This is a genomic window from Streptomyces sp. NPDC001770 (assembly GCF_053596135.1).
The window spans coordinates 93,496-116,748 of record NZ_JBSFFN010000007.1; the positions used below are offsets into that span (position 1 = coordinate 93,496).

Sequence of the window (23,253 nt, forward strand, 5' to 3'; positions counted from 1 at the left end):
CCTACTCTCCAGTATGACTCGCGAGTAACCAGCGTGTTTCCGCGGGGTTTTCGGGTTCGGCGCACCCCTGTCCCACCCGGACCCGGCGCAGCCCCCGAGTGCACACCCCGGTGCGGGATCAGGGTCCCGGTGCCCCCACGGCACGAGCCGCCGGTAGCGAACTCTCGTCCTTCCCCCGAACCGAGGAGTGAGCCGCATGGAACGACCGAGCAGTGCCCGTCCCCCTCACGCGTCCCCACCGGTCCCGACCCGCCGCCGGACCGCCCGTCCGGCCAGGCGCGGCACCATGGGGGTGATCACCGGGCGTCTGCTGGCGGCCGGGATCGCCGCCGTGGCCTGCCTGGGCGCCCAGACGCTCCCCGCGTCCGCCGCCACCGCTCCGGTGGTCTCCCGGGGCGTGGAGATCCCGGCTTTCTACACCCCGCCCGAGACCCTCCCCGCGGCGGACGGCGCGCTGGTGCGTACCGAACCGCTCAAGCTGGCGCTGAGCCTGCCCAGTCTGGGCGGCCCGCTGCCGGGCAGGGCGACCCGGCTCATGTACAAGTCGACCGATTCCAACGGCTCTCCGGTGGCCGTGACCGGCGCCTACATCGAACCGACGGCCGCGTGGAAGGGGAGCGGACCGCGTCCGCTCGTCGCCCTGGCGCCCGGCACGATGGGGCAGGGCGACCAGTGCGCGGCCTCGCTGGGACTCCAGAACCCGATCACGCTCAACGGCGACACCGTCTCCATCGGATACGAGGACCTCTCGGTCTACCGGCTGCTGGCCGCCGGTACCGCTGTGGTCGTCACCGACTACGCGGGCCTCGGCGCCACCGACCGGCTGCACACCTACGTCAGCCGGGTCGACGGCGGCCACGCCCTCCTCGACGCCGCCCGCGCGGCGCGCGGGGTGAGCGGGGCGTCCGTCACCGCCGCCTCCCCGGTGGGGCTCTACGGCTACAGCCAGGGCGGCGGCGCCAGCGCCTCGGCCGCCGAACTCCAGCCCGCCTACGCGCCGGACGTCAAACTGGCCGGTGCCTACGTCGGCGCACCCCCGGCCGACCTGGCCGCCACCATCAAGGGGATCGACGGCAGCGCCCTGGCCGGCGCCCTGGGCTGGTCCCTGAACGGCTTCCTCCAGACCGACCCGTCCCTCCAGCCCATCGCGGACGCCCAGATCAACGCGGCCGGCAGAGCGGCCCTCGCCGACCTCTCGACGATGTGCATCGGCGACGCGCTCTTCGGGTACGGCTTCAAGAAGAGCAGTTCGTGGACGACCAGCGGCAAGTCCCTGAGCCAGCTCGTCGACACGATCCCGCAGCTCAAGTCCACGCTCGACGCCCAGCGCATCGGCAACCTCAAGCCCACCACCCCCGTACGGGTGGCCACCGGCATCCAGGACGACATCGTGCCGCACGCCCAGGCGCGCCAACTCGCCGTCGACTGGTGCCGCAAGGGCGCGAACGTCACCTACGACGCCATCGTCCTTCCCAATCTCGGGGACAAGATCGTCACCAACCACCTCGTCCCGCTCCTCACCGACCAGGGCGACGCCATCTCCTGGCTGACCGACCGGCTGGCCGGCAAGTCCGCGAGCTCCAACTGCTGGACCATGCCGCTGCAGCCCTGACCCCGCACCGGAAAACGCCGGGGGTCCCCCCGCTCCGCGCGGAGGGACCCCCGGTCATGGTGCCCGGAGCGTCAGGGCTTGCGGGCGACGAGGCCCCACTGGTCCACGCCGGGGCCCTCGGGCTCGCCGTCGGGGCGCCAGTACGTGATGGAGAGGAACCCGGGGTCGATCAGCTCCAGGCCCTCGGCGCACCCGGTGATCTCCTCGGGCTCGCGCACCAGGTAGGGCGGGTTGTCGCCGGAGTCGTACGCCTCCTGGGCGGCGAGGGTCTCCGGGGTCTTGATGGTGTCGCAGATGACCAGGTAACTGCCCGACGGCATCCGGGACATGTACGACTGGACCACCTTGATCCCGTCGTCGGGGAGCAGGTGCCCCAGCGTCGACAGCAGCAGCACCGCGACCGGCTGGGTGAGGTCGAGGGTCTTCGCCGCCTCGTCCACCACGGCATCCGTGTTGGTGAGGTCCTCGTCCACGAAGGCGGTGGCGCCCTCGGGCGAGCTGGTCAGCAGCGCCGCGGCGTGCACCAGCACGATCGGGTCGTTGTCCACGTACACGATCCGGGAGGACGGATCGATGGCCTGCGCGACCTGGTGGGTGCTGTTCTCCACCGGCAGCCCGGTGCCGACGTCCAGGAACTGGCGCACACCCAGACCGCCGAGGTGGCGGATCGCCCTGGCCTGGAAGGCGCGCGAGGCCTTCGCGATGGCGGCCGTCGCCGGGTAGGCGGCGGTGACCGCGTCCGCCAGCTCCCGGTCCACGGGGTAGTTGTCCTTTCCGCCCAGCCATGCGTTCCACACCCGCGCGGAGTGGGGTATGTCGGCACGGATCTTCTTGCGGAACTCAATGTCGTCAGGGGCCATCGGAATCTCCTACTCGCGCTTCAACGGGTGCAGTTGGCCGGGGGCCCGGTTGCCCGCACGGCATGACCGTACCTCCCTGTGGAGGGTGTGTGCGCGTCCCCCCTGAAACCCGCCCCCGCACACCGTCCCGGGCAGGTGAGCGCACACCTGACGGCACGTCATGCCTGGGCGCCCGGGCCCTCGTCCCCGGCAGGCGGAAGCGGATGCGGAGCCGGTGTCGCAGCCGGCATCCGGGCCTCGCGCCAGGCCCGGGGCGAAACGCCGTAGGCGGCCTTGAAAGCTCGACTGAAGTGGGCCGTCGACGAGAAGCCCCAGCGGTGCGCCAGCGCCGCGATCGTCTCACCGTTGGGCGGCACCCGGGACAACTCGCGGCGGCAGGCGTCGAGTCGCTGCTCGCGGACCCAGGAGCCGAACACGATGCCACGCCGGGCCAGCACCGCGTAGAGGTGCCGTACCGAGATGTGGTGGGCGCGGGCCACCGACGACGGCGTCAGGTCCCGGTCGCCCAGACGGGTGTGGAGGTGCTCCACGATCCGTGTGCCGAGCGTCTCGTGCAGCGCCCCGGCCGCGAGCGCGTCACTGCCGGACTCCCCGGCCACGACGGCGCGGACCAGCTCCAGGGTCGGGGAGGCGAGCAGCCGTGCCGCCGTTCCCTCGTGGAACCGGGGTCCGGTGGCGAGACGGGTGAGGTAGCCGGAGGCCAGCCCCGCGAGGCCGTTCCCGCCGCCGAGCGTCCGGGCCGTCACCGCGCGCAACGCGAGCTCTGGGAGCGCGAGTTCCGCCAGGGGAACCCGGAAGAAGTGTGCGTCCACGCCCCGTTCGAACAGGAGCGTGTACGGGCGCCGGGTGTCGTAGAAGGCGAGGTCCCCGGGGTGCAGGACCGCGTGTCTGCCGTCCTGCGCGACGGTGCTGTGCCCGGAGACCTGGAGACTGACGAAGAGCACCGGTTCCGCGTCCGCCTTCACCAGGCGCGGGGTGCGGTGGACGGTTGCCGGGTTCGCCCGCACCGTGCTGATCTGCAGGGAGCCGAGCGCGGAGATCGTGACGTCGGCGAACACCTGGTCGGGGCGGGCCGGCAGGACGAGATCGACCGGGACGACCTGCTCGCGGATGGTCTCGCGCAGCGCTTCGGCGCGGTCCAGGACGGGGAGGGCGGAGGTCCCCCAGACGGTCTTCACCGGTTCCTCCTCGGGATGCGGACCGACGCGGTGCGCGACGGCGGACGACCCGGGCAGCGTAGGGCGCCCCGGCCCTGCGTGGTCGTTGCGACGCCGTGTTGTGCACCGTCGGGACAACAAGTCCGCGCCGTGCGGCCGGACGAGGCGCGCAAGTCGCCCGAATCCGGCCCGTCCGCCTCCGACAGCCCTGCCGTGAGGTCCGGTTGACCCATCGTGCACAGCTCGCCCGGCAGGGGCCCGGAGCGGTCGGGAGCCGTGCAGGCTGGGAGGAACCAGAGAGGAACACACATGACCGCATCGGCCGATCTCCGGGCCATCGAACGCATCAATGAGGGCGACCGCACCCCCGTCGTCTTCGTCCACGGTCTGTGGCTGCTGCCCAGCAGCTGGGACCGGTGGGCCACCGTCTTCGAAGAAGCGGGCTACGCCCCCCTCACGCCCGGCTGGCCGGACGACCCCGACACGGTGGCCGACGCCAACGCCCACCCCGAGGTGTTCGCGGGCAAGAGCGTGGGCCAGGTCGCCGACCACTTCGCCTCCCTGATCGAACGCCTGGACCGCAGACCCGTGGTGATCGGGCACTCCTTCGGTGGGCTCATCACCCAGATGCTCGCCGGGCGGGGCCTCGCGGCCGTGTCGGTCGCCATCGACCCGGCCCCCTTCCGGGGCGTCCTCCCGCTGCCCGTCTCCTCGCTGCGCGCCGCCAGTGCGGTACTCGGCAACCCGGCCAACTACCACCGGGCCGTGCCCCTGACCTACGACCAGTTCCGCTACTCCTTCGCGAACGCGGTGAGCGAGGAGGAGGCGAGGGAGCTGTACGAGCGATTCGCGGTCCCCGCGCCGGGCGAACCCCTCTTCCAGGCGGCCGCCGCGAACTTCAACCCCTGGACCGAGGTGAAGGTCGACACCCGCAGCCCCGAACGCGGGCCCCTGCTGATCATCTCCGGCGAGAAGGACCACACCGTGCCCTGGGCCATCGCCAACGCCTCGTACAAGAAGCAGGAGAAGAACGGGGTCGCGGTCACCGAGATCACCGAGATCGCGGGCCGCGGCCACGCGCTCACCATCGATTCCGGCTGGCGCGAAGTCGCGGACACCGCGCTGGACTTCGTGAAGCGGTTCACCGACTGAGGTGTCGAAGGGATCGCCGCCGCCCAGGCTCGTCGAGGCGGCGGCCGTCCCTTCGGTCCCCGCACGCCTTTTGGCCAGAGCGTCCGGTTCGGCCCCCTTTCGCGGCCCCCGGACGCCGAGGACCCTTCCCGCAGGAGAACCGTGCCGACGGCGCCCGGGAGGAATCCCCCCGGCGGGGAGAGCCTCCTTGGTACGTACGCGTACGAACGAGCACGTACGCGTACGAACGTGCCGCGCCGCCGGAACGGTCGCCAGGGATCGCAGGACTGTCCCCAGGGGAGCCGCCATGCCGAGACTTCTGTACGTTCCCGTACTCCCGGTGCGCAGCCATGCCGCCCGGGCCTACCGCGATCTGCGGCCCGCCGTCCGGGACGGCGTCACGCCCCTGTGGAGCCTGCCGCCCCACCCCGATGTGCGGGGCGCCTCGCTGGCCGCAGCCGTCCGGCGGGAGGTCGCCGAGGTGAGCCGGGTCCAGACCGGGGGCCCGGCGTGGCTCGACGCCCCCTTCGCAGAGGAGGCGCAGATCTCGACACTCGCCGAAGTGTTCGCCGCATACGTGGAGTTCGGTTCGTTCCGGCCGGTGACCGGGCCGTTGCGGCCCGCCGCCCAGCAGGGCGCGGCGGTCGCGACGGCGGTGGAGTACGGGCGCCCGCTCGGCATCCGGGTGCCGGTGCCCGGCGAGTGGGACCACGGGCTCACCGGCGCGGTGGCCCGGCTGGTGGCACGGACGGGCCGTGCCGTGGAGCTCGACCTGCTGATCGATCTCGGCGGTGTCCTCGGCGACCGGCCCGGCGCGCCGAAGGAGGCGCTGCGCGCCCTCGACGCCCTGCTCCCGCTGGCCGACTGGCGCTCCGTCGTCACCATCGGCGGAGGGTTCCCGCAGGTGACGGCCGAGATGCTGCACCGGGGCGTGCGGGAGGAGCCCCGCAGGGACTGGCAGGTCTGGCAGGAGATACGGCGGAGCCCCGGCGGCCGGCTCACCGCCCTCGGGTTCGGGGACTACGGCGTCCAGCCGGCCACCGCCCTCGCCCGCCCCTACCGGCCGGACCAGCGCGGCGGGCCGGACTGGGGCTACCTGCGCTACACCACGGACCGGACCTTCGCGCTGGTGAAGGTCCTGCACAGCGGCCCGGACCGGGCGAGGGCCAACCGGGAGGCCGCACGCGCACTCCTGAGGCTGCCCGACTTCCGTGGCGCGCTGGCGAGTTCGGGGGAGTGCTGGCTGCGCGACTGCGCCCGCTCGCTGACCCACCCCGCCGTGCGCACCGGCTCGGACGGTCCGGGTACGGGCAACGCCGCCACCTGGCTGCGGGTCGGGAACGTCCAGCACATGACCCATGTGGTGCGGAGCCTGGCCGCGGCATGAGACGCCAGGTCGGCCCGCCGGGCCTCGGCCCGGCGGGCGGGTCTCGGCTCCGGCCGTCGGGCCTGAGCTCCCGGCTCCGCCCGCCGGGATGCCCCGGCTCCGCCCGCGGGGTCTCAGCTCCGCCCGTTGCCGCGCGGGTCCTCCAGTTCGGCGAGCCACGTGGTGAGGGCGCCTTCCAGCGCCTCGGCCTGCGCCGGGGGCAGTGCGGCGAGGAGACGCCGCTCGTTGTGCATGTGGTCGGTGAAGGCCCGGTCGATGAGTTCCCGGCCCGGCACGGTGAGGGCGACGACCCGGCCCCGGCCGTCCCCGTCGCCCCGGCGCCGGGTCACCAGCCCCGACCGCTCCAGCCGGTCGATGCGCTTGGTCATCGCCCCGGTGGTCACCATGGTGTGCGCGGCCAGCTCCCCGGGGGCCCGCTCGTACGGGGCACCGGCCCGGCGCAGCGCCGCGAGGACGTCGAACTCGCCCTCGCTGAGGCCGTACCGCTGGTAGACCACGCACAACTCCCGGGTGAGCAGGGCGGCGAGCCGGTGCAGGCGGCCGATGACGGCCTGCGGGCCGACGTCGAGGTCGGGGCGCTCGCGGCGCCAGGCGGCCTGGATGCGGGCCACGTGATCGGACGGCGGGTCCTGGTGCTCGTGGGGCTGCTGCATGACCCCACCCTAGCGATTGGCTTCCTGGGAAGCTAATATGTCTTCCATGGAAGCCAATGTGCGAGGCCTGGCCATCGCCGCCGTGGCGCCGGTGGCCTGGGGCGCCACCTACTACGTCACCCGCCACTACCTCCCCGCCGGAGACCCGCTCTGGGGAGCCGCCCTGCGCGCCCTGCCCGCCGGATGCCTGCTGCTGCTCCTCGCCCGGAGCCGGCCCACCGGCGCCTGGTGGTGGCGGTCCGCCGTGCTGGGGCTGCTGAACACCAGCGCCTTCTTCGTGCTCGTCTACATCGCCGCCCAGCGCCTGGCGACCAGCACGGCGTCGATGGTGATGGCGCTCTCCCCGCTGGTCATGACGGTGACCGCCTGGGCCCTGCTCGCCCAGCGCCCCCGCGCCGTCCACCTGGCCGGTGGTGCGAGCGGACTCGCCGGGGTGGCCCTGATGATGTGGGGCCGTACCGGAGGCGGCGGGACCGGCGGCCTGATCGCGTCCGTCTCCGCGATGCTGGTCTCCTCCCTGGGGTACGTGCTCTCCCAGCGCTGGAGCTCCGGCGCCGGGGTCCTCGCCACCACCGCCTGGCAGCTCTGCTTCGGCGGCGTACTCCTGCTGGCGGCGGCTGCCGTGCGCGAGGGGGCACCGCCACCGCTGGACCGCCGTGCGCTCCTGGGCTTCTGCTACGTCACCCTCGTCGCCACCGCCCTCGCCTTCCTCGCCTGGTTCGCGGCGCTGCGCCTGCTCCCGGCCGCCACGGTCGGCCTCGTCGGCCTCCTCAACCCGGTCACCGGCGTCCTGCTCGGCACGGCCCTGGCGGCGGAGGGGCTCACCGGCCGGCAGCTCGCCGGGATGGCGCTGATCCTCGCGGGCGTGCTGCTCGGACGGCCGGGCAGGGCGGCCGTCGAACCCGGAGCGCCGACCGCTTCCGATCCTGCTCCGGGAAGGGCCGGCCCATGGGAGCAGCGCGAAGGGCCGCGTCAGCCGAAGGTGCGGCGGTAGCTCTGCGGGCTGACACCGGTGGTCTTCTTGAACCGGTCGCGAAAGGCGGTGGGCGATCCGAACCCGACCTGGACACCGATGCGTTCGACGGAATGGCGTGTGGTCTCCAGGAGATGCTGGGCCTGGCGGACGCGTGCGCGGTGGAGCCACTGGAGCGGGGTGGTGCCGGTCTGTTCGCGGAAGCGCCGTATCAGGGTCCGGGTACTCGTCCCGGCGTGGGCTGCGATGTCGGCGAGGGCGAGATCGGAGCCCAGGTTCTCCCGCAACCAGGCGAGCAGCGGCTCGAGGGTCGATCCCTGAGGGGCGGGCACGTGATCGTGGACGATGAACTGCGCCTGCCCGCCCTCGCGTTCCAGAGGCATGACGGACAGCCGGGCGGCGTCGGCGGCGACGGCCGAGCCGTAGTCACGGCGGATCATGTGCAGGCACAGGTCCAGGCCGGCGGCGGCGCCGGCGGAGGTGAGGATCTGGCCGTTGTCGACGTACAGGACGTCCGGGTCCACCTCGATGTCCGGGTGGGCCGCGGCCAGGAGACCGGCCGCGGCCCAGTGCGTGGTGGCGCGCAGGCCGTCGAGGAGACCGGTGGCGGCCAGGGGGAACGTGCCCGAGCAGATGGAGGCGATGCGCGTGCCGTTCGCGGCGGCCGCGCGCAGCGCGTCGCGGACGGCGGGAGCGAGCGGGGCCGCGAGGTCGGCGGTACCCGGAACGATGATCGTGTCCGCGGCCTCGAGACCTTCCAGTCCCCAGGGCGCGCGCACGGTGAAGGCGCCGGCATCGATCTCCGGCCGCTCGCCGCAGACGCGGATCCGGTAGCCGGGGCGTCCGTCCGGGAGACGGGTGCGGGAGAAGACCTCGATCGGTGTGGACAGATCGAAGGGGATCACCTGGTCCAGGGCGAGGACGGCAATGGCGTGCATGGCGAGAAGATACCTGACCCTCCGTGGCCGTGACGCGGCCTAGGCGCCCTGAGTCCGGCAGTTTGACCGGTTCAGGGCCTTACCCGGTGTCATGGCGTTATCCCGTTGAAAGGTGTCACTCGTGCCACTGGGGCGCGGGTCGACGCCGGGCTAGCGTCGGGAGCGGCTCCGGCACCGGCCGGATACCGAGCGCCCACGAAGGAACTTCTCCATGCATGCCCAGATCGTCCTGTACGACGGCTTCGATCCGCTCGATGTCGTCGCTCCCTACGAAGTGCTGTACGCCGGCGGTACCGCCTCCGGCGGCGCGGTGAGCGTGGAACTGGTCTCGGCGGAAGGCCCCCGGGACGTGGTCGGCGGCACCGGGGGCCTCGTACTGCGCGCCACCGCCGCCCTGGATCCCGCACGCGCGGGCCTGATCCTGGTCCCAGGCGCCTCGGGCCGCGTGGGAGAGCCCGGCGAAGTTCCCGACGGCGAGGCGGCGGCCGGGGAAGGGCGGCAGGACGGCGAGGCGGCGGCCGGGGAAGGGTGGCAGGACGAGTTGATCCCCGTACTGCTGGGACGCGCCCTGACGACCGAGCTGCCCGCGCTGCTGAAGACGGCCAGGGACAACCCCGAGGTGACGCTCGGCGCGGTGTGCGGCGGCTCGCTCGTCCTGGCCATGGCCGGTCTGCTGGAGGGCCGCTACGCCACCACCCACCACAGGGGCCTGGACCTGCTCGACGCCACCGGCGTCCACGCGGTCGGCGCCCGTGTCGTCGACGACGGCGACCTCGTCACCGGGGCCGGCGTCACCTCCGGCCTCGACCTGGGCCTGTACCTGCTGGAGCGCATGGTGGGCCCCCGGATCGCCCACGCTGTCGAAGAGCTGTTCGCCTACGAGCGCCGCGGCACCGTCTGGCGAAACGAAGGCCCCGCACCCGCCGTCCTCTGACCACATGTGCCGCCCGCACCTCAACCTCAACGCACCCCAACGCACCGCACTCGTAAGGAAGAACAGCACCATGGCCGCAGAAGGCGTCTGGGACCTGTCCATCTCCACCCCCGTCGGCAGGATCGAAGCCGTGGTCGAATTCGCCCGGCAGGACGGTGTCCTGACCGGGACAGCCCACGGAGCGGGCGAGACCGTCCCGCTCGGCGACATCACCCTCGAAGGTGACCGGATCACCTGGAAGCAGGCCATCACCAAGCCCCTGCGCCTGAACCTGGCCTTCGCGGTCACGGTGGACGGTGACACGCTGACCGGCACCTCCAGGGCCGGACGGCTTCCGGCCTCGAAGGTCACCGGCCGGCGCCTTGCCGGCCCCGCGGCAGTGGAGCGTCGGGCATGACGAAACTCTTCCTCTCCCTGCACGTCCTGGCGGCGGTGCTGGCCGTAGGACCGGTCACGGTCGCCGCGAGCATGTTCCCCGGAGCGCTCCGTCGCGCCCACGGCGCCCCGGGCGACCGCGAGGCACTCGCGGGCCTGCGCACCCTGCACCGCATCTGCCGCGTCTACGCCGGCATCGGCATCGCGGTCCCCGTCTTCGGGTTCGCCACGGCCGGCAGCCTCGGCGTCCTCGGCAACGGATGGCTGATCACCTCGGTCGTCCTGACCACCGCGGCGGCCGCCGTCCTGGGCCTGCTGATCCTGCCCGCCCAGGACCGGGCCCTGACCGCCGCGCAGACATCAAGACCCGGCCCCGCCCTGCCCCCGGGCGCCCGGCTCGCCATGCTCACCGGTGTCTTCAACCTCCTGTGGGCAACCGTCACCGTTCTGATGATCGTCCGCCCCGGCTCCACCACGGGAACGTGACCGTGCGCCTTCGCCCCTGCGCATCACGGCCCACGCCGAACTCGTCTCGTCGATCGTGATGCCGGCCAACCTCGGCATGATCCGACGAGAGGCCTACGGCGTGGCCACCGACTGCGCCGCCGCCCCCGCCCGGTAGAGCCGGCGCAGCCGCACCACGCCCAGGTCGTGCTGGTACAGGTTCTCCCGCTGGTCCGCGTCGGCGGGCAACGCCTCCAGCATCACGCGGTCCTGCTCCAGCACCTCCCAGTGGCGCTTCTCGATCAGCGTCCGGTAGAGGAACCGCCAGGAGGCCCGCTGCCAGTCCGCCACCCGGCGGTAGCGCCAGAAGAAGACGCCGGAGCGCTCCTCGTCGACCGGGCAGACCATGCCGACGATGCCGAAGGGGCCACCGGGGCCGGCCGACGGCGGGTACGGGATCGACAGGTCGACCCAGTCCACACCGGTGCGGCAGAGCTCCACCCAGTCGAAGTTGACGCCCCGCTGGTCCGTCTTCTCGAAGAAGTAGCCGCGATCGGTCTCGCGGATACGGAACTTGGCCGTGGTGTCACCGTCGAACATCGTGTGGGAGTCGTGGTGGAGGAACGCCCCGTGCATCGGGTCGAGCAGGTTCTCCACGGCGTACCGCCACGGCACATCCCACTCGGCGTAGCAGAGGAAGGCGGACACCCCGTCGTCGTCGAGCGGCTCCGGCAGCGTCAGCTCCGGCGGCTCCGGGTGTTCCTCGTCGCCGAAGTACGCGAGGACCGCGCCCGCCACCTCCCGCACCGGCAGCGAGGTGACCAGCTTCCTTCCCTCCAGGCTGCATCCGGGCAGGCCGGGGACGGACGACACGGTGCCGTCGCCCTCCACCTCCACGCCGTGGTACCAGCAGGCGACCCGGTCGCCGAGGTGCTTGCCCAGCGAGAGCGGTGCGCCCCGGTGCGGGCACCGGTCGGCCAGCATCGACAGGGCGCCGTCCGAGCGGCGGAACAGCAGCCACTGCTCGCCGAGCGCGGTCACCCGGCGCATCGCGCCCGGGGCGACGAAGTGCGAGGGGACGACGGGGTGCCACTGGTTGCGCAGCCCCGTGGCGTAGATGTGGTCCGCGGTGGCGGAGGACGACAGTGTCATGTCAGGCTCCCAGTCGGGTGATCTCGGCGCGGAAGGACTCCTCGGTCCAGGGCGTACCGTCGGCGGCGTGCACCTGACGAGCATTCAGGCCGCGCACCACGTCCACTAGTTCGTGGCCCTCCTTGGTGAAGACCTCTTCGAGGGTTGCGGCGAGCCTGTACTCGTACGGGGTCGGCTCGTGCGTCCGGGACTGGTGGACGTCCAGATACGGCCAGGCGCCGGTCGTGGTGTCGTTCATGGTGTCTCCAGGGAGTGCGGGGGAGAGGTCACAGGTCGAGGACGAGACGGCCGGAGGCGCACCGCGAGACGCAGATCATCATCGTGGCGCTCGCGGCGTGCTCCGCCTCGCTGAGCAGGAAGTCGCGGTGGTCCGGGGTGCCTTCGATGACCCGGGTCTCGCAGGATCCGCAGATCCCGTCGCGGCAGGAGCTGTCGACCGGCAGCCCGGCCTCCTCGGCGGCCTCCAGGACGGAGGTGTCCGCGCCGACGGTGAGGGTCACCCCCGACGTACGGCACTCCACCTCGAACGAGGCCTCGTCACCGCCGCGTCCGACGACCGGGGCGGCGAAGCGCTCCAGCCGGAGCCGGCCCTCGGGGCAGCGTTCCTGGACCGCGGCGAGCAGCGGCTCGGGCCCGCAGCAGTACACCAGCGCGTCCTCCGGCAGCCCGGTCAGCGCCCGGTCGAGGTCGATGTGGCCCCGCTCGTCCTGCGGGACGAGCGTGACGTCCCCGCCGAGCGCGTCCAGCTCCGAGGCGAACGCCATGGAGGCGCGGCTCCGGCCGCCGTGCACCAGCCGCCACGGCACCCCGCGCCGGGCCGTCTCCCGGGCCATCGCGAGCAGCGGGGTGATACCGATGCCGCCCGCGACGAACACGTACGAGCCCGCCTCCTCCAGTGCGAAGCGGTTGCGCGGCTCGGAGGCGGTGACAAGCTGCCCGGGGCGCAGCTGGGTGTGCACGTACCGCGAACCACCGCGCGAGGAGGGCTCGTTGAGCACCCCGATGCGGTAGGCGTCCAGCACCTGGGGGTCCCCGCACAGGCTGTACTGGCGGACCCGGCCGCCGACGTGGACGTCGAGGTGCGCGCCCGGGGTCCAGCCGGGCAGGGGTTTGCCGTGCGGGTCGGCGAGTTCGACGGACAGTACGCCCTCGGCCTCCCACGTCATACGGCGGACGATCAGCTCCAGCGACTTCTCGCTCATGGCCAGGTGCCTCCTTACCGGCAGTTCGAGTGGCGGGATCCAGCAGCGGACACGGGCTACCGCCCGGGAATCCGCACGGGCGGGGTGAACGGGTTCTTCATCGGCCCGAGGGCCGTCAGGTCGACTTCGACCAGCACCGGACCGCCCGAGGCGATGGCGTGGCCGAGTACCGGGGCGGCGTGCTCCTCGGCGGAGATCCGCGCGTACGGCAGGCCGCAGGCGCGCGCCAGCAGCTCGAAGTCGGGGGTCACCAGGTCCACCCCGGAGCGCCGCTCGCTGTACCGGTCCTGCATGTTGCGGAGTACCCCGTACCCGCCGTCGTTGAAGACGATCAGCGTGAGCGCGGGCCGTTCCTGGGCGAGGGTGAGGAGTTCGCCGAGGTGGACGGCGAGCCCGCCGTCGCCGGCGATCACCACGGTCGGGGAGTCCGGGCGGCCGAGCGCGGCGCCGATGCCCATGCCGAGCCCCTGACCGATGCCGCCGCCGCGCGGGAAGACGTTGTCGCGCGGGTCGTACATCTCCAGCAGCCGGTTGCCCCAACTGCTCGACGGGATGGTGACGTCACGGGCCACCACCGCCTCGCGGGGAAGCGCGTCGCGGATCGCGTCGCAGATCGCCGCCTGCGGTCCGATCGACTCGTGCAGGTTCTCCCGCACCTCGGTGCGGACGGCCCTGACACGGTCCGTCCAGCCCTCCTCGGCCGGCCGGGCGTGCGCGAGGAGCGCAGCCAGGGCCTCCGACGCGTCCGCGTGCAGGGCATGGGCGGCGGGATACACCCGGCCGAGCGCCGCCGCGTCCACGTCGATCTGGAGGTGCGCTCCGGGGAGTTCCAGCGTGTAGTCGGCCGTCTCGTTCGAGCGGAAGTGCGTACCGACCGTGACGAGCACGTCCGCGTCGGCGAGGAGCGCGCGCACCGCCGGCGTGGTGGCGAAGTTGCCGATGACCTGCCCGTGGTCCTCGGGAACCGCGCCCCGGCCGGAGTTGGAGGTGAGCAGACCGGCGCCGGTCGCCTCCAGCAGCCGGGCCAGCTCGTCCCGGGCGCCGTTCGCCCCGCCGCCCGCCCAGATCAACGGGCGGCGCGCGGCGGCGAGCAGGGCCCCGGCGGCAGCAGCGGCGCTCTCCACCAGCGGGGGCAGGGCACGGGCGGCCGGCACGGCCGCCTCGTCGGACTGCGCCGCGTACTGGAGGTCGATCGGCCACTCCACGCTCGCCGGACCGCCGGGCGAGGCCATCGCCGCACGCGCCGCCTCGCGCAGGATCACGCCCGCCCGTTCGGTGTCCGGCACGCTCGCCGCGTACACCGAGACGGCCTCCAGCATGCCGATCTGGTCCTTGGTCTCGTGGATGAACCCCCTCCCGCTGCCCAGGAATTCGCTCTCCACCTGGCCGGTGACGTGCAGCACCGAACTGCCCGCGCCGAGCGACTCGATCAGCGAGCCGGCCGCGTTGCCCGCGCCCGTACCGGTCGAGGTCAGCGCGCAGCCGAGCGAGCCCCGGGCCCGCCCGTAGGCGTCGGCGGCGTTGACGGCGGACGCCTCGTGCCGCACGGGTACGAACCGCAGGTCGCGGTCGACGGCTTCCACCAGCGGCAGGTTGTGCACGCTGACGATGCCGAAGACGGTGTCGATGCCGAGTTCCCGCAGGACGGCGACGAGGAGATCGCCTCCGTTGTCGTGACGCATGGTGACTCCTCAGAGGATGGAACGGCCGACGCCGCCGCAGACGTCGATGGCGGTGCCGGTGATGTACGAGGCGCGGGGCGAGAGCAACGCGACCACGGCGTAGGCGACTTCCTCGGCGCGGCCGAGCCGGCCGAGCGCCACCCCGCGGTCGGCGGCCAGCTCCGCCTGCCAGTCCTCGTAGGACTGGCCGGTGCCGGCCGCCGCGTGGCGGCGGGTCCACTGGCCGGTGTCGACGAGCCCGAGGCAGACGGAGTTGACCCGGATGCCGTCGCCGGCCAGCTCCACCGACAGGGACTTGGAGAGGTTGAGAATGCCGGCGCGGGCGGCGCTCGTCGTGATGAGCCGGGTCTCCGGCTGCTTCGCGAGCACCGCGTTGATGTTGACGATGCTCGCCGCCGGGGAGGCGGCGAGATACGGACGGGCGGCCCGCAACGGGTGCAGCACCCCGGCGAACTTCAGCTCCAGCTCGTCCCGCCAGTCCTCGGCGGTCGAGTCGTCGAGCCCCTTCATCCGGGACTGCCCCGCGTTGTTGACGAGCCCGTCGACGCCGCCGAACTCCTCGGCGGCCCGCCGGACGAAATCGTGTACCGCCTCGGCGTCCCGTACATCGCACACCTCCGTCAGCAGTCGGCCGGGGCGGGCGCCGAGCCCGTCGGCGGCCGTGGCCAGCCGTGCGGCGTCGCGCCCGCACGTCGCCACATGGGCGCCCTCGTCGAGCAGGGCGCGGACCGTGGCCAGGCCGACGCCCGAGCTGCCGCCGGTCACCACGTAGGTGCGGCTCGCGAGGCCCAGATCCATGGTTCGTATCTCCTGCGCTTCAGTTCATGGTGAAGCCGCCGTTGACGGCGACCACCTGTCCGGTCAGATAGCGGGACTCCTCGGCGAGCAGGAAGGAGACGATCCCGGTGAGGTCGTCGGGCCGCTGCGGCCGGGAGATGGCCCGGTTGGCCCGGTAGAGGTCGTGGCGCTCGGCGGGCACGGTCTCGGTCGCCTCGCACTCGGTCAGACCGGGGGCCACCGCGTTCACGGTGATCCCCCGCTCGCCGAGCTCCCGCGCCATGGCCCGGGTGAGCGCGATGACCGCGCCCTTCGAGGCGATGTAGTGGGCGAGCCGGGGCGAGCCGTAAAGAGCCGCGTCCGAGGCGAGGTTGACGATGCGGCCCACCGGGCCGAAGAGCGGATACAGCGCCTTCGACACCAGCCAGGGGCTGCGGGCGTTGACGGCCATCAGCCGGTCCCACACCTCGACGCCGATGTCCCAGAACTCCTTGCCGCCCACCCCGTTGGCGAGCGCCGCGTTGTTCACCAGGCCGTACAGCGGCCCCAGTCCGCGCACGGCTTCGGCCAGGTCCGCCACCGAGGCGGGATCGGCCACGTCGCACCGCACGAAGTGCGCGTCGAGGCCCTCCGCGCGCAGCCCGGCCACCGCCCGCTCGCCCCGCTGCCGCTCCAGCTCGGCGACGACGACCCGGAAGCCGTCGGCGCCCGCCCGGCGGGCCATGGCCAGTCCCAGGCCACGGCCCGCACCGGTGACGACGACGGTGCGTACGCCGTCCGGACCGCGGTCAGTCACGGGTGACACCGTGCATCGGGGAGTACTCCGGGTACGACGGCACCTGCGGCTTACGGGTACCGATGACCACGCAGAACAGCGCGTCGGTGTCGCCCTCGTTCTTCAGCGAGCGGGTCACCCCGGCCGGCACGACGATCATGTCGCGGTAACCGAGGGTGCGGTACTCCGCCTCGTCCGGTCCGCGGTGGATGCCGACCTTGACCTCGCCCTCCAGGACGAAGAAGGCCTCCTCGACGTCGTGGTGGGTGTGGGCCGGGCCCTCGGCGCCCGGGGGCAGCAGCATGTTGGAGAAGGTGAACCCGCCGGACGGGATGATCCGGCTGTCGCCCTCGTGGTTGCCGGTGGCGCCGGAGCCGACGTAACGGATCTGGCCGCGCCGGTACTGCGGGCCCGCCTTCTCCTGGAAGGACAGCGTGTCGAAGTCGGCGACGCGCGACTCCTTGGAGGCGATGAGCGAGTCGGTGTACGCGGAGAGGTCGTCGCCGTTGTCGTACGCGGTGGTGGTGAGCGGCATGGGAGAGACTCCTACTCGGGTATGGATGCGGTGATCCTGAGGTGGGCGAGCACCCAGGCGTTGACGTGCCCGGGCTGCTCCTGGTTGGCCAGGTGACCGGCGTTGCGGACGATCACGTAGGCGGATCTGTGGACGGCCCCGGCGATGACCTGGCTCGCGTCGACGCCGGTGACCCGGTCCTGGTCGCCGCAGAGCACCAGCGTGGGCGCGGCGACGGAGGGAAGCTCGCTCCGCAGGTCGGCCGAGGCCATCGACTCCGCGGCGTGGGTGTAGCCGGGCAGCCGGACCGAGGCGGCCATGGTGTCCACGACCCGCCGGACCAGCTCGTCCGGTGCGTCGGGGGAGACCAGGCGGGGGCCGCGGGCCTCGGCGAAGGCGCGCGGGCCCAGCTCCGCCAGCTCGGCGGCCCTGGCACGCATCCCCTCGGCCCTCGCGGGGTCGGTGCCGGAACCGGCGCTCGAATCGGCGACGATCAGGGACGCCACGAGCTCCGGGTGGCGGGTGGCGAGGCGCAGCGCGATCACCCCGCCCCAGGAGACCCCGAGGACGTGGGCGCTGCCGCCCCGCTCCCGGATCAGCCCGGCCGCCGCGTCCGCGAAGCCGTCGAGGGTGAGCGGTTCCCCGGGGTCGGGCGAGGCCGCGTAGCCGGGGGCGTCCCAGGCCACTACCCGTGCGTGCGCGGAGAGTTCGGCGAGCTGGGCTGCGAACGCCGCCGACGAGGAGCCGATGCCGTGCAGGCAGAGCAGCAGCGGTCCCCGCTCCCCGGCCTCCACCACGTGGACACGGGCGGGCGCGGTCACAGGATCTGCCCGCTGCGGCCGGCGAGCGCCGCGAGACCGCGCAGCACCGCGTACGGCACGACCTGGCTGGTCGCCGGGTTCTCGGGGTCGGGCCGGTGCGCCACCTCGAAGCGGTACGAGCCGTGCGGGCCGGACGCCTCGATCAGATGCCGGGTACGGTGCGCCGCCGGATCCGCGACGACCTGGACCCGCACAGTGTCCAGGTCGCCGACGGCCAGCGCGACCGAGGCGGCCACATTCGTCGACTTGGGGAATTTGACCGGAACGTCGCGCGCGGTACCGGACATGACCTCGACCGGTCCCGTCGCCGTCCGCATCCGCGTCAGCAACTCCGCGTCCATCCAGGGCTGTTCGAGAGTGGACGGCAGTTTGGTGGTAGTGAGGCGGACCTCGTCCAGCGGGCCGAGCGAGCACGCGGCCTGGAGCAGGTCGAGTCCGCCGACCGCACCCCCGGTGAAGTACACCCGGCCGGGACCGGTGTTCAGCAGCCGCTTCGCCAGCTCCTCGTCGGTCAGCGCCCCGCTGGAGGCGATCAGCAGGTCGGTGCCGGAGGCGAGGACGCGCTCGCCCCACTCGCGTACGACGCCCTGACCGGCCGCCTCCACGATCAGGTCGCAGAGCTCGAGGGCCTCCTCGAAGGAGACCTGCCGGGCGGGCGCGGCCTCGCCCAGCGGGCGGTTGTCGACGATGCACGCCAACTCGGCTCCCGCCACCCGGCCCTCGGCGAGGGCGGTGCCGACCACGCGGCCGATGGCACCCCAGCCGACCAGGCCAACCTTGCGTACGGCACTCATGCGGCAGTCTCCTTCGATGCGGGTACAGGTGCATCGGTTGTCGGCGGGGCGTCCACGGGCGCGAGCGGACCGGGGTCGGGCGTTCCGGCCATGTGGCAGCGGATCTCCTCCGAGGGCGCCCCGGCCGTCCCCCAGAGGTCGGAGAGCTCCGGGACCCGCCGCCACACCCGGGCGATCCAGGCGTCCTCGACGATCTGGGCGACCTCGGAGGTGTACTCGCAGACCAGCCCGGAGGGGTCGGTGAAGTACGAGAAGGTGTTGTCGCCCGGACCGTGGCGGCCCGGTCCCCACTGCGGGGTGATGCCGTGGTGGCGGAGCCGGCCGATGCCCCGCATGAAGTGGTCGACCGAACTCATCTCGTACGCCACGTGGTTGAGCGAAGTCCACTCGGCCTGGTTGAACGCGATGCAGTGGTGGTCGGCGTTGCACCGGAGGAACGCCATCTGGTGCTCCGACCAGTCGGAGACCCGCAGCCCCAGCACGTCGCGGTAGAACGCCACCGCCGCGTCGATGTCCGTGGTGTTGAGCACGGCGTGCGTCACTCCGACCGGTACGGCCTCCTCGCGGCCGCGCGGGGTGACCGCGTGCACCTGGGCACTGATCTCGATGAGCCGCCCCTCGGGGTCGGTGAAGCGCAACCCGTATCCACCGCCCGCCTGTTCGAGCGCACCAGGCCCGAACACCGGCACGATGGACCGCGCTTCGAGGCGGCGGGCCGCCTCGTCGACCTCGGCGGGGGTGGCCACGGCGAACGCGAGGCGGCCGAGGCCGACCCGGTCCCGCTCGGTCAGGTGGAGGACGTGGTGCTCGTCGCTCGTGCCCCGCAGCCAGCGCGCGCCGGTGTCCGACTCCACGGTCGTGAGCCCCCAGACCTCCTGGTAGAAGTCGGCGGCCTCGGAGAAGGCGGGCGTGTGCAGCTCGACGTAGCGCAGGGAGCGGAGCCGGGCGACCGGTCCGGGCGGTGGCTGGTGCATGAGTGTCTCCATGGGGCGGTGGGGCAGTTCGGCGGCACGCCCTGAGGCGTCCGTCAGAGCGCCCAGGGGAGGGGGAGTTCGGAGGTGCCCCAGTACAGGGACTTCTGGCGCTGGTACGCGCGGATCGCGTCGCGCCCCTTCTCCGTACCGAGGCCGCTGTCCTTCCAGCCGCTGAACGGGGTGGCGGCGCTGAACTGCTTGTAGGTGTTGATCCAGACGGTGCCGGCCTGGACGCGCCGGGCGATCCGCGCGGCGGCGCGGTGGTCGCGGGTCCAGATCCCGCAGGCCAGGCCGTAGACCGAGTCGTTGGCCTGGCGGACCAGGTCGTCCTCGTCGTCGTACGGCAGCGCGACCAGCACCGGGCCGAAGATCTCCTCCTGGCAGGTCCGCGAGGTGTTCGGCAGGCCGTCCAGCACGGTCGGCAGGTAGTAGGCGCCGCCGGCGTACTCCTCGCCCTCGGGCACCGCGCCGCCGCAGAGCACCCTGGCGCCCTCGGAGCGGGCGAGATCCACGTAGGCGGCGACCGAGTCCCGGTGGCGGTGGTGGACCAGAGGGCCCACCTGGGTCCGCGGATCGGTACCGGGTCCGACCCGCAACTCAAGGACGCGTTCGACCAGTTCACCGACGAAGGAGGCGTAGATCTCCCGGGCGACGAAGAGTCGTGAACCGGCTATGCAGGACTGGCCGCTGGACGAGAAGATCCCGAAGAGAACCCCCGCGAGGGCCTGTTCGACATCGGCGTCCGCGCGCACGACGGTCGGCGACTTCCCGCCCAGTTCGAGGGAGACCGGGATCAGTTTCTCCGCCGCGGCCCTCGCGATGGAGCGGCCCGTCTCCGTACCTCCGGTGAAGCCGATGCGGCCGACCAGCGGGTGGCGTACGACCGCGTCCCCGACCACCCGGCCACTGCCGGGCAGCACCGAGAGAAGCGCGGTCGGGAGTCCGGCCTCCTCCAGCGCCCGGGTGATCAGGCGGCCGAGCGCGAGGGAGACCAGCGGGGTCCAGCACGCCGGCTTGAGCAGTACCGCGTTGCCGGCGGCGAGCGCGGGGGCGATCTTCTGGGCGTCGCTGGCGATGGGGGAGTTCCACGGGTTGACCGCCGCGACGACCCCGATCGGCTCGTGCGTGCTCACCGTGACGTACGGGCCCCGGGACGGGGTGATCGTGTCCTCGGCGGTCTCCAGTGCGGCGGCCAGGTAGCGGAAGGTGCCGGCCGCGCTGACGGCGAGGGCCCGCGTCTCGGCGAGGGTCTTCCCGGTGTCCGCGGTCTGGATCGCGGAGAGCTCACCGGCCGCCTCCTCGGTCAACTCCGCGATCCGGTGGAGGAGTCGGGCGCGCTCGTGGGGGAGCATGTCCCGCCAGGCCGGGTCAGCCACCGCCACCGCCGCGGCCTCGGCCGCCTCGGCGACATCGGCGGCGGACGCGGAGACGACGGTGGCGAGGACCTCGCCGGTGGCCGGGTCGACGGTGGCGACGGGCTCGCCCGTGCCGGGCCGCCACACGCCCGCGACCAGGATGTCGGTGGAGAAGTGGGGCACGAAGAGACCTCCGGACGGCGGGATTTCGGATGGGTCCTGCGGACGCGATCCAGGTGCGGGAGCCAGGGCGCGTCGTCCTGGGGGTGGTCGTCCACCTGGGGTGTCGAAGTGCTAGAAATCTAAGCGCTTAAATTTATTCGCGCAAGACCCCGCTCCCGGAACTTCTCGTTCCGGCCACCGTGAGCGCTCGTTCTTTCGAGACGCGAACGCGGCCTCGTGCGCGTTACATTGAGATTACTAAGGGCTTAATCATTGACCGCTTAGGTACATCACCCTAGGGTCGCGGGAACTCCTGTCATCCGCGGAAGGACCCCCATGACGACTGTGGCCGGCCAGCAGGCCTCTGGTTCCATCTCCGCCCGGCTCGAACGGCTGCCGCACTCCCGCTGGCACGTCAAGGTCCGGTTCCTGATCGGCGCCGTCACCTTCTTCGAGGCGTTCGACCAGCTGCTGGCCGCGTCCGCGCTGCCGGTCCTCACGAAGCAGTGGCACCTGACCACCGGCCAGGCCACCTTCGCGGTGACCTCCGCCTCCGTCGGCATGCTGCTCGGGGCGCTCGCGGCCGGCTGGCTGGGGGACCGGATCGGCCGGGTGCGCACCGTCGGCCTCGGTGTCGCCGTCACCGGCCTCGCCAGCCTCGCCGTCGCCCTCTCCGGCGGGATCGAGACCTTCTCGCTCTTCCGCTTCGTCCAGGGGCTCGGCATCGGAGGCGTGGTGCCCGTCGCCGCCACCTACATCAACGAGATCGCCCGCTCCGACAAGCGGGGCCGGTTCGTCCTGCTGTACGAGATGATCTTCCCCGCCGGCCTCGCCGCCGCGACCCTGATCGCCGTCTGGGTCGTGCCCCACCTCGGCTGGCGCGCCATGTTCGTCGGCGGCGCGCTGCCCGTCGTGATCGCCGCCGTCCTGCCCCGCCAGGTCGAGGAGTCACCGCGCTGGCTGCTGGCCCGTGGGCGTACCGAGGAGGCCGAGGCGGCCCTCGCGCGCATCGAGGCCGAGGTCGTCCGCTCCACCGCCGAACCGCTGCCCCGGGCCGCCGGAAGCGCCACCGGGGATGTCGCCGAGGGCCGGTTCGCCGACCTGTTCCGCGGTGCGTACCTGCGCCGTACCGCCGTGCTCTCGGGCCTGTGGTTCGTCGCCTACTACGTCAACCACGGCATCTCCACCTGGCTGCCGTCGCTCTACACCAAGGAATTCGGCCTGGATCTGACCACCGCCCTCGTCTACACCCTGGTCAGCAACGTCACCGGCCTGCTCGGCACCTTCGTCGTCGCGCTCCTCATCGACCGCGTCGGCCGCAGGCCCGCCCTGGTCGGCGCACTCGTCGGCACCGTGCTCTCGCTCGCCGTCCTCGCACTGGCCGGAGCGACCTCCGGCGGTCAGGTCGCCCTCTTCGCGTCCTGTACGACCTTCTTCCTCTACGCCATCAACGCGGCGCTCTACCTCTACTCGCCCGAGCTCTACCCCACCTCCACCCGGGCCAGGGGTGCGGCCTTCGGCGGCCTGTGGAACCGGATCGGCGTCATCCTCGGTCCCGTCACGGTCGGCGCGGTCATCGGCTCCGGCGGCGGCCTCCCCCTCGTCTTCGCCCAACTCGCCGTGGTCGCGGGGGTGGGCGCGGTGATCGCGTGGTTCGCGGTGGAGACGAAGGGGCGGACTCTGGAGGAGCTGAACTCCTGAGGGGGCCGGCCCCGCGAGCGGGGGTGCCGGCCTCGGCCGCGATCAGCCATGGGATGCGGCCCCTCCGCCAGTACCCCTCGTCGCCGACACGGCCGGACCGCAGGACCGTCTCCGCAGTCCAGGCGGTCATCCTCACGCACGGGATTCACTGCGTCGCGCTGTTCGCCACTCCCGGGGCCGCTGTGCGTGACGTGCGCCGCCCGTCGGCCGGAATCCGGTCGCTCCACGGGTGCGACGGCCCTGCGGCCACCCGTCCCCACCCTCATCGTCTCAGCAGTAAGATTCTCGGCACCGTGATAAATCGGCACGAGCCGTACGAGGTGATGACGATGGCCGCACCGAGGCCTGGGGACCGCGACGCCGTCGCGAAGGTGATCGAGGACTGGGCACGCGAGCGGCCCGAGCTGGACACGAGCCCACTGGAAGTGCTCGCGCGCCTCCACCGCTCGTTCCTCCGCTACAGCACGCGCCTCACCGCCTCCATCGAGCGCCACGGTCTCTCCGTCGCCGGGTTCGACGTCCTGACGGCGCTGCGGCGGGCGGGCGCGCCCTACCGTCTGACGGCGGGTCAGCTCGCTGATTCGGGGCTCGTCTCCTCCGCAGGGGTCACCCTGCGCATCGACCGCCTGGAGAAGGGCGGGCTCATCGTGCGGGAGCGGGTCGCCGACGACCGCCGGGTGGTCTACTCCCGGCTCACGGAGAAGGGCCTCGCCACGGTCGACACCGTCTTCTCCGAGCACCTCGACAACGAGGACCGGATGCTCGCCGGGCTCTCCCCGGCCGAGCGGCGCCGACTGGCCGTGCTGCTGCGCAAGCTGGAGGTCTCGATCCTCGACTCCGACGAGGAGCCGGCGGGCGCCGAATAGGCGGTGGCCCAGGA

At 72.7% G+C, this 23,253-nt stretch carries 24 protein-coding genes; 9 read left to right on the forward strand and 15 right to left on the reverse strand.

Going from position 1 to position 23,253, the window contains the following annotated elements; all coding sequences use genetic code 11:
- The first annotated feature begins 286 nt into the window (after positions 1–286).
- Positions 287–1,612, forward strand: coding sequence for an alpha/beta fold hydrolase (locus ACWCSV_RS09025; protein ID WP_451140016.1), 1,326 nt, complete (start codon positions 287–289; stop codon positions 1,610–1,612).
- A gap of 71 nt (positions 1,613–1,683) precedes the next feature.
- On the opposite strand, the gene ACWCSV_RS09030 is transcribed toward ACWCSV_RS09025, so the two are convergent.
- Entirely contained in the window at positions 1,684–2,472 is a 789-nt protein-coding gene (locus tag ACWCSV_RS09030) for an SAM-dependent methyltransferase (protein ID WP_451140018.1), read from the reverse strand.
- 158 nt (positions 2,473–2,630) lie between these two features.
- The gene (locus tag ACWCSV_RS09035; protein ID WP_451140020.1) at positions 2,631–3,650 is read right to left on the reverse strand and encodes an AraC-like ligand-binding domain-containing protein; all 1,020 of its coding nucleotides are present in this window, start codon (positions 3,648–3,650) and stop codon (positions 2,631–2,633) included.
- Positions 3,651–3,938: 288 nt separating this feature from the next.
- Between ACWCSV_RS09035 and ACWCSV_RS09040 the strand changes: the two genes are divergently transcribed.
- Positions 3,939–4,781 carry an alpha/beta hydrolase gene (locus tag ACWCSV_RS09040; protein ID WP_451140022.1) on the forward strand — a complete coding sequence of 281 codons (843 nt, stop codon included), beginning with the start codon at positions 3,939–3,941 and terminating at the stop codon, positions 4,779–4,781.
- A 286-nt stretch (positions 4,782–5,067) separates the two neighbouring features.
- Positions 5,068–6,147 (forward strand): beta family protein, encoded by a 1,080-nt coding sequence (locus ACWCSV_RS09045; RefSeq protein ID WP_451140024.1) that lies wholly within the window; start codon positions 5,068–5,070, stop codon positions 6,145–6,147.
- Positions 6,148–6,260: 113 nt separating this feature from the next.
- Here ACWCSV_RS09045 and ACWCSV_RS09050 read toward each other — a convergent pair whose 3' ends face one another.
- Positions 6,261–6,800 (reverse strand): MarR family winged helix-turn-helix transcriptional regulator, encoded by a 540-nt coding sequence (locus tag ACWCSV_RS09050; RefSeq protein ID WP_451140026.1) that lies wholly within the window; start codon positions 6,798–6,800, stop codon positions 6,261–6,263.
- 46 nt (positions 6,801–6,846) lie between these two features.
- Here ACWCSV_RS09050 and ACWCSV_RS09055 point away from each other — a divergent pair, with 46 nt between their 5' ends.
- Positions 6,847–7,794 carry a DMT family transporter gene (locus ACWCSV_RS09055; RefSeq protein ID WP_451140028.1) on the forward strand — a complete coding sequence of 316 codons (948 nt, stop codon included), beginning with the start codon at positions 6,847–6,849 and terminating at the stop codon, positions 7,792–7,794.
- Here ACWCSV_RS09055 and ACWCSV_RS09060 read toward each other — a convergent pair.
- On the reverse strand, positions 7,773–8,711 hold the full coding sequence (locus ACWCSV_RS09060; protein ID WP_451140030.1) for a GlxA family transcriptional regulator: 939 nt from the start codon (positions 8,709–8,711) through the stop codon (positions 7,773–7,775). The two genes, ACWCSV_RS09055 and ACWCSV_RS09060, sit on opposite strands and share 22 nt — an antisense overlap.
- Before the next feature lie 211 nt (positions 8,712–8,922).
- On the opposite strand from ACWCSV_RS09060, the gene ACWCSV_RS09065 reads away from it, so the two are divergent.
- The 3 genes from ACWCSV_RS09065 to ACWCSV_RS09075 all read left to right on the forward strand — a co-directional run bounded on the left by ACWCSV_RS09065 (position 8,923) and on the right by ACWCSV_RS09075 (position 10,506).
- On the forward strand, positions 8,923–9,645 hold the full coding sequence (locus ACWCSV_RS09065; protein ID WP_451140032.1) for a DJ-1/PfpI family protein: 723 nt from the start codon (positions 8,923–8,925) through the stop codon (positions 9,643–9,645).
- A 70-nt stretch (positions 9,646–9,715) separates the two neighbouring features.
- Positions 9,716–10,042 carry a hypothetical protein gene (locus tag ACWCSV_RS09070; RefSeq protein WP_451140034.1) on the forward strand — a complete coding sequence of 109 codons (327 nt, stop codon included), beginning with the start codon at positions 9,716–9,718 and terminating at the stop codon, positions 10,040–10,042.
- A complete protein-coding gene (locus ACWCSV_RS09075; protein WP_451140035.1) occupies positions 10,039–10,506 on the forward strand; it encodes a hypothetical protein in 468 nt (155 codons plus the stop codon). The genes ACWCSV_RS09070 and ACWCSV_RS09075 overlap by 4 nt, the downstream gene beginning before the upstream one ends.
- Positions 10,507–10,599: 93 nt before the next feature.
- Here the strand turns inward: ACWCSV_RS09075 and ACWCSV_RS09080 are convergent, their stop codons facing one another.
- From ACWCSV_RS09080 to ACWCSV_RS09130, 11 genes are read right to left on the reverse strand one after another with little or no spacing between them, the layout of a single operon-like run.
- Positions 10,600–11,616, reverse strand: coding sequence for a Rieske 2Fe-2S domain-containing protein (locus ACWCSV_RS09080; RefSeq protein ID WP_451140037.1), 1,017 nt, complete (start codon positions 11,614–11,616; stop codon positions 10,600–10,602).
- A 1-nt stretch (position 11,617) separates the two neighbouring features.
- Positions 11,618–11,854, reverse strand: a complete 237-nt coding sequence (locus ACWCSV_RS09085) for a recombinase-like helix-turn-helix domain-containing protein (RefSeq protein ID WP_451140039.1) — start codon at positions 11,852–11,854, stop codon at positions 11,618–11,620.
- A gap of 28 nt (positions 11,855–11,882) precedes the next feature.
- The gene (locus tag ACWCSV_RS09090) at positions 11,883–12,818 is read right to left on the reverse strand and encodes a PDR/VanB family oxidoreductase (protein ID WP_451140041.1); all 936 of its coding nucleotides are present in this window, start codon (positions 12,816–12,818) and stop codon (positions 11,883–11,885) included.
- A 56-nt stretch (positions 12,819–12,874) separates the two neighbouring features.
- Positions 12,875–14,500, reverse strand: coding sequence for a thiamine pyrophosphate-binding protein (locus tag ACWCSV_RS09095; RefSeq protein ID WP_451140043.1), 1,626 nt, complete (start codon positions 14,498–14,500; stop codon positions 12,875–12,877).
- Positions 14,501–14,509: 9 nt separating this feature from the next.
- Positions 14,510–15,298, reverse strand: a complete 789-nt coding sequence (locus ACWCSV_RS09100; RefSeq protein ID WP_451140045.1) for an SDR family oxidoreductase — start codon at positions 15,296–15,298, stop codon at positions 14,510–14,512.
- Between the two features lie 19 nt (positions 15,299–15,317).
- Complete coding sequence (locus tag ACWCSV_RS09105) at positions 15,318–16,073, reverse strand: SDR family oxidoreductase (RefSeq protein ID WP_451140047.1); 756 nt, start codon at positions 16,071–16,073, stop codon at positions 15,318–15,320.
- Positions 16,066–16,587: a cupin domain-containing protein gene (locus ACWCSV_RS09110; RefSeq protein WP_386888256.1), complete on the reverse strand. Its 522-nt coding sequence runs from the start codon at positions 16,585–16,587 to the stop codon at positions 16,066–16,068. Before ACWCSV_RS09110 ends, ACWCSV_RS09105 begins: the two co-directional genes overlap by 8 nt.
- Before the next feature lie 11 nt (positions 16,588–16,598).
- The gene (locus ACWCSV_RS09115) at positions 16,599–17,387 is read right to left on the reverse strand and encodes an alpha/beta fold hydrolase (protein ID WP_451140051.1); all 789 of its coding nucleotides are present in this window, start codon (positions 17,385–17,387) and stop codon (positions 16,599–16,601) included.
- Complete coding sequence (locus tag ACWCSV_RS09120) at positions 17,384–18,181, reverse strand: aspartate dehydrogenase domain-containing protein (protein ID WP_451140053.1); 798 nt, start codon at positions 18,179–18,181, stop codon at positions 17,384–17,386. The genes ACWCSV_RS09115 and ACWCSV_RS09120 overlap by 4 nt, the downstream gene beginning before the upstream one ends.
- Complete coding sequence (locus tag ACWCSV_RS09125; RefSeq protein ID WP_451140055.1) at positions 18,178–19,155, reverse strand: VOC family protein; 978 nt, start codon at positions 19,153–19,155, stop codon at positions 18,178–18,180. Before ACWCSV_RS09125 ends, ACWCSV_RS09120 begins: the two co-directional genes overlap by 4 nt.
- A 53-nt stretch (positions 19,156–19,208) precedes the next feature.
- Complete coding sequence (locus tag ACWCSV_RS09130) at positions 19,209–20,693, reverse strand: aldehyde dehydrogenase family protein (RefSeq protein ID WP_451140057.1); 1,485 nt, start codon at positions 20,691–20,693, stop codon at positions 19,209–19,211.
- 315 nt (positions 20,694–21,008) lie between these two features.
- On the opposite strand from ACWCSV_RS09130, the gene ACWCSV_RS09135 reads away from it, so the two are divergent.
- Together ACWCSV_RS09135 and ACWCSV_RS09140 are read left to right on the forward strand one after the other, a co-directional pair.
- A complete protein-coding gene (locus tag ACWCSV_RS09135; protein ID WP_451140059.1) occupies positions 21,009–22,373 on the forward strand; it encodes an MFS transporter in 1,365 nt (454 codons plus the stop codon).
- Positions 22,374–22,696: 323 nt separating this feature from the next.
- Positions 22,697–23,239, forward strand: a complete 543-nt coding sequence (locus ACWCSV_RS09140) for a MarR family winged helix-turn-helix transcriptional regulator (RefSeq protein WP_451140213.1) — start codon at positions 22,697–22,699, stop codon at positions 23,237–23,239.
- Positions 23,240–23,253: the final 14 nt, after the last annotated feature.

Bases quoted from the DNA above. Each gene is read 5' to 3' on its own strand.
- ACWCSV_RS09135 (WP_451140059.1), top strand. From the start codon at position 21,009: ATGACGACTGTGGCCGGCCAGCAGGCCTCTGGTTCCATCTCCGCCCGG.
- ACWCSV_RS09125 (WP_451140055.1), bottom strand. From the start codon at position 19,155: ATGCACCAGCCACCGCCCGGACCGGTCGCCCGGCTCCGCTCCCTGCGC.
- ACWCSV_RS09140 (WP_451140213.1), top strand. From the start codon at position 22,697: ATGACGATGGCCGCACCGAGGCCTGGGGACCGCGACGCCGTCGCGAAG.
- ACWCSV_RS09075 (WP_451140035.1), top strand. From the start codon at position 10,039: ATGACGAAACTCTTCCTCTCCCTGCACGTCCTGGCGGCGGTGCTGGCC.
- ACWCSV_RS09045 (WP_451140024.1), top strand. From the start codon at position 5,068: ATGCCGAGACTTCTGTACGTTCCCGTACTCCCGGTGCGCAGCCATGCC.
- ACWCSV_RS09070 (WP_451140034.1), top strand. From the start codon at position 9,716: ATGGCCGCAGAAGGCGTCTGGGACCTGTCCATCTCCACCCCCGTCGGC.
- ACWCSV_RS09090 (WP_451140041.1), bottom strand. From the start codon at position 12,818: ATGAGCGAGAAGTCGCTGGAGCTGATCGTCCGCCGTATGACGTGGGAG.
- ACWCSV_RS09040 (WP_451140022.1), top strand. From the start codon at position 3,939: ATGACCGCATCGGCCGATCTCCGGGCCATCGAACGCATCAATGAGGGC.
- ACWCSV_RS09055 (WP_451140028.1), top strand. From the start codon at position 6,847: ATGGAAGCCAATGTGCGAGGCCTGGCCATCGCCGCCGTGGCGCCGGTG.
- ACWCSV_RS09065 (WP_451140032.1), top strand. From the start codon at position 8,923: ATGCATGCCCAGATCGTCCTGTACGACGGCTTCGATCCGCTCGATGTC.
- ACWCSV_RS09080 (WP_451140037.1), bottom strand. From the start codon at position 11,616: ATGACACTGTCGTCCTCCGCCACCGCGGACCACATCTACGCCACGGGG.
- ACWCSV_RS09110 (WP_386888256.1), bottom strand. From the start codon at position 16,587: ATGCCGCTCACCACCACCGCGTACGACAACGGCGACGACCTCTCCGCG.
- ACWCSV_RS09060 (WP_451140030.1), bottom strand. From the start codon at position 8,711: ATGCACGCCATTGCCGTCCTCGCCCTGGACCAGGTGATCCCCTTCGAT.
- ACWCSV_RS09025 (WP_451140016.1), top strand. From the start codon at position 287: ATGGGGGTGATCACCGGGCGTCTGCTGGCGGCCGGGATCGCCGCCGTG.
- ACWCSV_RS09100 (WP_451140045.1), bottom strand. From the start codon at position 15,298: ATGGATCTGGGCCTCGCGAGCCGCACCTACGTGGTGACCGGCGGCAGC.
- ACWCSV_RS09030 (WP_451140018.1), bottom strand. From the start codon at position 2,472: ATGGCCCCTGACGACATTGAGTTCCGCAAGAAGATCCGTGCCGACATA.
- ACWCSV_RS09050 (WP_451140026.1), bottom strand. From the start codon at position 6,800: ATGCAGCAGCCCCACGAGCACCAGGACCCGCCGTCCGATCACGTGGCC.
- ACWCSV_RS09120 (WP_451140053.1), bottom strand. From the start codon at position 18,181: ATGAGTGCCGTACGCAAGGTTGGCCTGGTCGGCTGGGGTGCCATCGGC.
- ACWCSV_RS09095 (WP_451140043.1), bottom strand. From the start codon at position 14,500: ATGCGTCACGACAACGGAGGCGATCTCCTCGTCGCCGTCCTGCGGGAA.
- ACWCSV_RS09085 (WP_451140039.1), bottom strand. From the start codon at position 11,854: ATGAACGACACCACGACCGGCGCCTGGCCGTATCTGGACGTCCACCAG.